Below are 7,768 nucleotides of genomic sequence, written 5' to 3'. Positions count from 1 at the left end.
CGGCGCGTGTACGAGAGCCGGGGGGCCTCCGAGGGCAGCACCTGGCCGAGCGGGCGCGAGGCGAGCGCGGCGGCCTCGAAGCACTCCTCGGCGGCGACGTGCAGTTCGAACGCGGCCTTGCCGGGGATCGATCCGGTCTCGCGCACGATCCAGTCGCGCAGTTCGGCCGCGTGCGCGGTGAACAGCTCGCCCGCGCGGCGCAGTACGGCGGCGCGTTCGGCGTGGGGGCGGGCGGCCCAGGCGTGGCGGGCGGCGTCGGCGACGCGGGCCGCCTCGGCCAGATCGGCGGTGGTGGCGAGGCGGTAGTGGCCCAGGGTGTCCCCGGTGGCGGGCTCGGTGACGGGGTGCGCGGCGCCCGAGAGCGGTCGGGGCTGCCAGGCGGCGGGATCGAGCAGGGGCATCGGGTGCGTCTCCAGTCGGTGTGGTCCGGGGCGGGCCCCCGGCGGGCGGGGAGGCCGGGGCACACGGCGGGACCGGGTTCGCGTGGTGGGGGCGGGCGCGCGGAACCACCGGCTCGCTGCCGAATGCTCACAACCGGTCAGATCTGGTTGAGCAACGATCATCCTAGCCATGCCATTTGATCGTGGGCCATGGCGTGCGCCGGGCTCGCGAGCGGAAGTCGGCAACCCGCGCTTGTCCCCGCGGGCGGCCGGGGCGGCCTCCCCGCGGTCGAGGAGGCCGCCCCGTTCCGGTGACAACCGGACGCGGTTTACGGGTAGTTGGTGAGGTAGGCGACGTTGTTGCTCGGCGTCACCTTGGCACCCGCGTTGTTGATGATGTGGTTGATGGTTCCCTTGCCGCCGAGGACGGTGGTCACCATGTCGTGGAAGCGGACGCCGCTCGTCTGCGGCACCTCGAAGGAGCGCTCCTCCACGACGGACGGGTTCACCTGGGCGAAGGCGTAGCTGCCCAGGCCCCACGCCTCGTGGCTGGTCACGCCGCCTGCGACCTTGTAGGCGGGGTAGCCCTGCGTCGAGCCGTTCATCCAGGAGCCCTGGTCCGGCGGGTCGTAGGGCAGCTCGTTCTGGAAGAAGTACGTGCGCCCGCCGTTGCCGTTCCAGATGACCTGCGTCTTCTTGTAGTGCTCCACGAACAGGCCGTACGCGGTGACGTTCTGCCCGTTGACGACGAGACCCGTGTCGGCGGTGTTGGTGTTCCAGCCGACCGTGCCGCCGTTCCCGTGGTCGGCGCGCCAGGCCCACGTGTGGTCGATGACCGTGTGGTTGCTGTTCACCACGAGCGAGGTCGTCGCCTTGCCGAGCGTGGCGCCGCCGATCCGCAGGAACACGTCGTTGAGGACCGTCGGGTTCGCGGCGTGGTTCGCCGAGGCCCCGTTCGGGCCGACCTCCATGAGCGTCTGCGAGTTGGTGGTGCCCGCGTCGATGAGCAGCCCGGCGATGCGGACGCCGTCCACGTCGGCGGTCGTCAGCGCGGTGATGCCGTTGTCCGGGACGAGGGTCGCGAGACCCATGCCGAGGACGACCTGGTCAGGCCGGGTGACCTTGAGCGTCTGGTTGAGGTGGTAGACGCCCGGGGTGACGAGGAGGTTCTTGCCGGCCGCGAGCGCCGCGTTCATGTCGGCGGCCGAAGCGCCCGGCTTCGCGACGTAGAACTGGTCGAGCGGGAGGTCGCGCCCGGTCTGCGTCTTGCCGTTCCACGTCGTGGCCGAGGCGTTGTTCTGGAGCCCCGGCACGTACACCTTCCAGGTGCCCGCGCCGTCCACGTGCAGGAAGGGCTTCTCCGCGTTGACCGGAGCGGCCCCGACCGTCGTGTAGGTGGGGAAGTTCTGCGCGGGCGCGCCCTGGTCGCCGACGAAGACCATGTTCCAGTTCGAGCCGGACCACGAGCCCATCGAGCTGTTCTTGGTAAGGAACTGCTGCTGCGAGCCGGACTGGATCTGCCCGTCGACCTTGCTGTCCGAGATGAACCCGCCGCTCGACCAGCCGCCGTCGTCCAGCTTGAGGTTGCCGCGCACGTGCATCCGGCGGTACGGAGCGGCCTGCGAGACCGCCCAGCGGTCGGAGCCGCCCGTGGGGTTGACCGACATGTTGTCGGCCTCGCGCCAGAAGTTCTGCGTCGCGTTGCCCTGGAACCAGTCCGCCTCGGCGTGCACGGCCCCGTTGATCGTCACGTCGTCGGGGCTCATGCCGAGCCCGGCGGCCTGCGTGTAGAAGCCGACGTTGACGTCCGCGCTGTACGTACCCGGCTTGAAGAGGACCGCGTACCGCTGGGCGCCGAACTGGTTGCTCTGCTGCTGGTTGAAGATCGAGTTGAGGCGGGACTGGATCGTCGAGGCCGGCATCGAGGGGTCGAAGACGACGACGTTGGGCCCGAGGTCGGGGTCCTTGCCGTTCGGCGGGGTCGTCGTGCCGCCCGCGTAGTCCCACTTCTGGTTCGGCGTCCCGGCGCAGTCCCAGATCTGGAGCGTGGCGCCGTTCGCGTTGTTGTTGTCCTTGATGTCGAGGCACTTGCCCGCGGCCTGGTTCACGAACTGCCCGCCGCTGTACTGCCACTTCTGCGAGGCGAGCGAGTCGTAACAGGTCCACAGGTGGGTGGCGGTGCCGTTGGCGGTGCCGCCGCCCACGAGGTCGAGGCACTTGCCCCTGGCGGTGAGCGAGCCGTTGTCGTTCAGCGTCCAGGTCTGGTTCGGGCCGCCGGCACAGGACCACATCTGGGCGGGCGTGCCGTCGGCGGTCGAACCGTCCTTCACGTCGAGGCACTTGCCGTTGCCCTGGTTGACGACGGGACCGGGCGTCGCCGCGCTCGCGGCGGTGCCGTCCACGGCGACGAGGGTCCCGGCCCCGAGCAGTACGACGCTCGCGGCGGTCGCGAGCGCCCGGGGGCGTCGTCTCGGGCGGATACGGGGACGGGCAGGGGACATGCGGGTGTCCTTCCTGGGGGCGGTGGGGTGGGGAAGCCTGGCGGCCGTGGGGGAGGAAAGGAGGACCGGCCCGGGGCCGGTCGTGAAACATTTACATTCGTGGTGCGGACCTCTGCGTACAACCGGTGAAGTTAGAGGGGCGCCGGGGGAGCGTCAAGAGTAATGACGTGTACGCGCAAGGAGATTGACGACGCCGCAGGTCAGAAGCGGTGCTGCTTCTCCGTGCCGGGCGGTCCCGGGCCGGGCGGGCGCGTTCACGTGTGCAAGGGATGGAGCCGGGCGCCCGTCAGAGGGGGGTGTGGGGCCCGCCGGACGCCGGGTTCTGTTTCAAACGCGACTTTCGGCGGCGGGCGGAGCCGTCGAGTCCCGTACGACCAAGGGCGTCGCGAGTTCGACGTGCAGCGTGTCCACGGCGTGGCCCGCGACGAGGCGGACGAGGAGCGAGACCGCCATGCGGCCCATCTCCTCCAGCGGCTGGCGGACCGTGGTGAGCGCGGGCGTGATGCTCTGGCCCAGCTCGCTGTCGTCGAAGCCCGTGACCGAGAGGTCGCCCGGGACCGTCAGGCCGGCCTCGCGCGCCGCCCGGACCGCCCCGGCCGCCGTCTTGTCGTTGAAGGCGACGAGCGCCGTCGGGCGGGGCGTGCGGGAGAGCAGCAGCCGGGCCGCCGTGTGGCCCTCGTGCGTCGTGGGCTCGGCGATCGCGGCCATCAGCGCGGGATCGGGCAGCAGCCCGCTCTCGGCGAGCGCGGCGGTGTGGCCGACCAGGCGGTTGCGGCTCGCGAGCCAGTCGGCCGGGCCGCCGATGAAGCCGATCCTGCGGTGGCCGAGGCCCAGCAGATGGCGCGCGACGCGCCGCGCCCCGGCCGCGTGCGCCGCCGAGACGGAGGCGACGGTCTCCGGGAGTTCGGCGCGCGGGTCCACGACGACGAGCGGGTAGCGACGCGCGTGCAGCGCCTCCAGATCACGCGTGGAGCCCGGCGGCAGGACGAGCACCGCGCCCGCGATGCCCTGCTGCTCGGGCAGCGCGAGCAGCGCGCTCGTGTCGTCCTGCGCGCTCTCGCCCGCGAGCACGAGCGCGCGGCGGCCGTGCAGGGCCAGGGTCTCCACGACGGACGTGACGATCGTGCCGAAGTAGTCGGTCAGCGCGTACGGGCAGTACACGAGGACGGGCGGCGCGCCGCTCCGCGTCCGCGCGAAGCCGCTGCCGAGCCGCTGCGCCGCCTCGCGCACCGCGCGCTGCGTCCCCTCGGAGACCCGCGTGCTCCCGTTGACCACGCGCGAGACCGTGGCGATCGACACGCCCGCCTCGTCCGCGATGGCCCGGAACGTCACGCGCCCGCCCGGCCGCCTGCCCATCCGCCACCCCCGTCCGTCGGCCCCACCCTGCGTCAGGGGAGGCGCGAGAGCAAGCCGGGCGCGGGCGAGGACAGGAGCGCGGGCGGGGGACGGCGACGCGGACACGGGGCGGTGGTGACGGCGACGCGTGGGCGGGGGCGACGACGGAGCGCGGGACGCGCGCGTTCGCGCGGGCTCTCACCGGGCGCGGGCCGCGTCCCCCGCGCGCGACCCGCGCCCGTACCGCGTTCCCGCTCCCCGGCCGCCGGTCCCCGCCGCCGGCCCCCGCGCCCCCGGCTCAGACCCGGGCCGCGGCCTTCCGTTCCCCGGCCAGCGAGCGGTGGATCTCCTCCGCCCGGACCGCCACCGTGGACAGCAGCGTGCTCGTGAGGCCGTGCGTGTGCTCCGTGCCGCCCTGGAGGTAGATGCCGGCCGTGACCTCGGGCGAGGTGGCGACGCGGTGGTCGCGGTCCACGCGCAGCGCGTCCCCGTCGTCGCGCAGGCACAGCTTCGCCGCGTCGCCGAGGAGCGCGCCGAGATCGCGCGGCCGGTAGCCGGTGGCGAGCACCACGACGTCGGCGGCCAGCACCTCGCGCTCCCCCGTGGGCAGGAACTCCACCGTGACGTCCAGCGGGTCCCCGGGGCGCACCTCCCTGATCCGGGAGACGTTGAGGAAGCGTAGCCGCTCGCGGCCCGCGACCTTCTCGCGGTACGCCGTCGCGTACAGCGCCTCGATGAGGTCCATGTCGACGACGGAGTAGTTGGTCGAGCGGTGGTAGTCGAGCAGGGACTGCTTCACCTCGGAGGGCGCCGAGAAGTAGACGTCCACCGCGTCGGGGTCGAAGACGCGGTTGGCGAAGGGGCTGTCGTCGGCGGGCGTGTACCCGTACTTGGCGAACACCGAGCACACCTCGGCGTCCGGGAACGTGCGGTGCAGGTAGTCCACCGACTCGGCGGCGCTCTGCCCCGCCCCCAGCACGACCGCGCGCCGCACCGGGGCGCCCGAGCGCGCCAGTTCTTCCGCGCGCGGGATCAACGCGCTGTTGTGCCAGACGCGTTCGCCCAGCGCCAGGCCGGGCGGCACGTGCGCCTCCAGGCCCAGCGCGACACTGATGTTGCGCGCCCGGTGCCGCGTGCGCGCCCCGGTGGCGTCCTGGCTCGTGACGTCGAAGAACGTGACCTCGCCGTCCTCGGCGCGCACCGGCTCCACGGCGACGACCTCGCTCCCGTAGGAGACCTGGTGCGCGACGCGGGCCGCCGCCCACTCGAAGTACTCGTGGAACTCGGCCCGCAGCGGGAAGAGCGTCTTCTGGTTCAGGAAGTCGATCAGCCGCCCCCGTTCCCGCAGGAAGCACAGGAAGCTGTAGTCGCTGGTCGGGTTCCGCAACGTGACGAGGTCCTTGAGGAAGGACACCTGCATCGTCGCGTCGTCGATCAGCATTCCCCGGTGCCAGCCGAAGCGGGGCTGGCGCTCCAGGAACAGCGCGTCGAGACGGCCCTCCGCCGCCGGGTCCGCGTTGTGTTCCTCAACAGCTATGGACAGGGCGAGATTCGACGGACCGAAGCCGATCCCGACAAGGTCGTGGACGGGCTCGGAACCCGTAACCGGTGCATTCACCTTTGCATCGCCTCCTCAGGCAACGCCATGTTAGATAAGGTAAGGCTTACCTAGCAATGCGGTCGTGGAGGGATGCACATATGCGGGTCGTCATGCTCGGCTACCAGACCTGGGGCCATCGCACGCTGCGGGCGCTGCTCGACTCCGGGCACGAGGTGGCGCTCGTCGTCACCCACCCGAGGAGCGAGCACGCCTACGAGAAGATCTGGGACGACAACGTCGCCGAACTCGCCGAGAAGAACGGGGTACCGGTCCTGCTGCGCAACCGGCCCGACGACGACGAACTCCTCGCCGCCGTGCGCGAGGCCCGCCCGGACATCATCGTCGCCAACAACTGGCGCACGTGGCTGCCGCCCGAGCTGTTCGACCTGCCCCCGCACGGGACGCTCAACATCCACGACTCGCTGCTCCCGGCCTACGCCGGTTTCTCGCCGATCATCTGGGCACTCCTCAACGGCGAGGAGCGCGTCGGTGTCACCGCGCACCGCATGAACGGCGAACTCGACGCGGGCGACGTCCTCGTGCAGCGCGCGGTGCCCGTCGGTCCCGCCGACACGGCGACGGACCTCTTCCACCGCACGGTGGACCTCATCGAGCCGATCGTCCGCGAGGCGCTCGGCCTCATCGCCTCCGGGCGCGACGCCGGCCAGTGGGTGCCCCAGGACCGCGCCCGCGCGAGTTTCTTCCACAAGCGCGCCGACGAGGACAGCCGCATCGACTTCCACTGGCCCGCCGAGCGCCTGGAACGCCTGGTGCGGGCCCAGTCGGACCCGTACCCGAACGCCTACGCCTTCCACCGGGGCAAGCGCCTGCGCATCGTCTCCGCGGGCGTCTCCGAGGGCCGCTACGGGGGCACCCCGGGCCGGATCTTCATCCGCGAGGGCGACGGCGTGGTGGTCGTCGCCGGGCCCGAGGCGCACACGGGCCGCCACCCCGGGCTGCTCGTGCGGCGGGTGCGCACGGAGGACGGCACCGAGTACGCGGCGGGCGACTACTTCCGCACGATGGGCGGCTACTTGACGTCGAGGCCCTGAGCGGCGGCTGTCCCGGCGCCGACCGGGACCGCCGCCCCTTCGGCGCGGGGCCCGGCGGCACGCGCCGCGCCGTCCTCGCGGCGTGCCCCGTCGCCGTGGTGCCTGCTCAGCGGGATGACGAGCGGGGTGTGGCTGACCGGGTCCGTCGTGATGCGGCAGCGCAGCCCGAAGACGTCCTCCACAATCTCCTCGGTGACGACCTCGGCGGGCGGGCCCTGCGCGACGATCCGGCCCGCCTTCATCGCGATGACGTGATCGGCGTACCTGCACGCCTGGTCGAGGTCGTGCAGGACCATCACGATCGTGCGGCCCTCGCGCCGGTTGAGGTCCGTGACGAGGTCGAGGACGTCGACCTGGTGGGCCAGGTCGAGGTACGTCGTGGGCTCGTCCAGGAGCAGTACGGGCGTGCCCTGCGCGACCGCCATGGCGATCCACGCGCGCTGCCGCTGGCCCCCCGACAGCTCGTCCACGGCCCGGTCGGCGAGCGCGGTGAGCCCCGTCGCGGCGAGCGCGGCGTCCACCGCCTCCTCGTCCGCCTTCGACCACTGCCGCCACCACGTCTGGTGCGGGGCGCGGCCCCGGCCCACGAGGTCCCCGACCGTCAGGCCCTCGGGCGCGACGGGCGACTGCGGCAGGATGCCGAGCTTGCGGGCCAGTTCCCGCGTCGGCACCGAGTGCAGGGCCGCCCCGTCGAGCTCGACGGCGCCCGCGCGGGGGGCGAGGAGCCGGGCCAGGGCGCGCAGCAGCGTGGACTTGCCGCAGGCGTTCGCGCCGACGACGGCCGTCACCTTGCCGGTCGGCACGGTGAGATCGAGTCCGGTGACGACCGGGCGGCCGTCGTAGGCGAGGTGCAGGTCCCGGGCGCGCAGCTCGGGTCCGTTCGACGCGGTGAGCGACATG

Annotated in this window: 6 protein-coding genes; 1 reads left to right on the top strand and 5 read right to left on the bottom strand. The window is 72.6% G+C overall.

Annotated elements, in window-relative coordinates:
* From SSBG_RS04835 to SSBG_RS04820, 4 genes are all read right to left on the bottom strand, one after another.
* Positions 1 to 401, bottom strand: a 401-nt coding sequence (locus SSBG_RS04835) for an aldehyde dehydrogenase family protein (protein WP_037868958.1), incomplete at its 3' end; no start/stop codon positions are given.
* 308 nt (positions 402 to 709) lie between these two features.
* Positions 710 to 2,881 carry an RICIN domain-containing protein gene (locus SSBG_RS04830; RefSeq protein ID WP_008745099.1) on the bottom strand — a complete coding sequence of 724 codons (2,172 nt, stop codon included), beginning with the start codon at positions 2,879 to 2,881 and terminating at the stop codon, positions 710 to 712.
* 327 nt (positions 2,882 to 3,208) lie between these two features.
* Complete coding sequence (locus SSBG_RS04825) at positions 3,209 to 4,237, bottom strand: LacI family DNA-binding transcriptional regulator (RefSeq protein ID WP_008745098.1); 1,029 nt, start codon at positions 4,235 to 4,237, stop codon at positions 3,209 to 3,211.
* Positions 4,238 to 4,514: 277 nt separating this feature from the next.
* Positions 4,515 to 5,834 carry a lysine N(6)-hydroxylase/L-ornithine N(5)-oxygenase family protein gene (locus SSBG_RS04820; protein WP_008745097.1) on the bottom strand — a complete coding sequence of 440 codons (1,320 nt, stop codon included), beginning with the start codon at positions 5,832 to 5,834 and terminating at the stop codon, positions 4,515 to 4,517.
* Positions 5,835 to 5,914: 80 nt separating this feature from the next.
* On the opposite strand from SSBG_RS04820, the gene SSBG_RS04815 reads away from it, so the two are divergent.
* Positions 5,915 to 6,868, top strand: a complete 954-nt coding sequence (locus tag SSBG_RS04815; protein WP_008745096.1) for a methionyl-tRNA formyltransferase — start codon at positions 5,915 to 5,917, stop codon at positions 6,866 to 6,868.
* Here SSBG_RS04815 and SSBG_RS04810 read toward each other — a convergent pair.
* Entirely contained in the window at positions 6,847 to 7,767 is a 921-nt protein-coding gene (locus SSBG_RS04810) for an ABC transporter ATP-binding protein (RefSeq protein ID WP_008745095.1), read from the bottom strand. The genes SSBG_RS04815 and SSBG_RS04810 overlap by 22 nt on opposite strands.
* Between the last annotated feature and the right edge of the window lies 1 nt (position 7,768).

Origin of the sequence: Streptomyces sp. SPB074, assembly GCF_000154905.1 — a bacterium.
GTDB lineage: Bacteria > Actinomycetota > Actinomycetes > Streptomycetales > Streptomycetaceae > Streptomyces.
The sequence above is the reverse complement of the archived record's forward strand: the minus strand, read 5'-3'. Positions and strand labels throughout refer to the sequence as shown.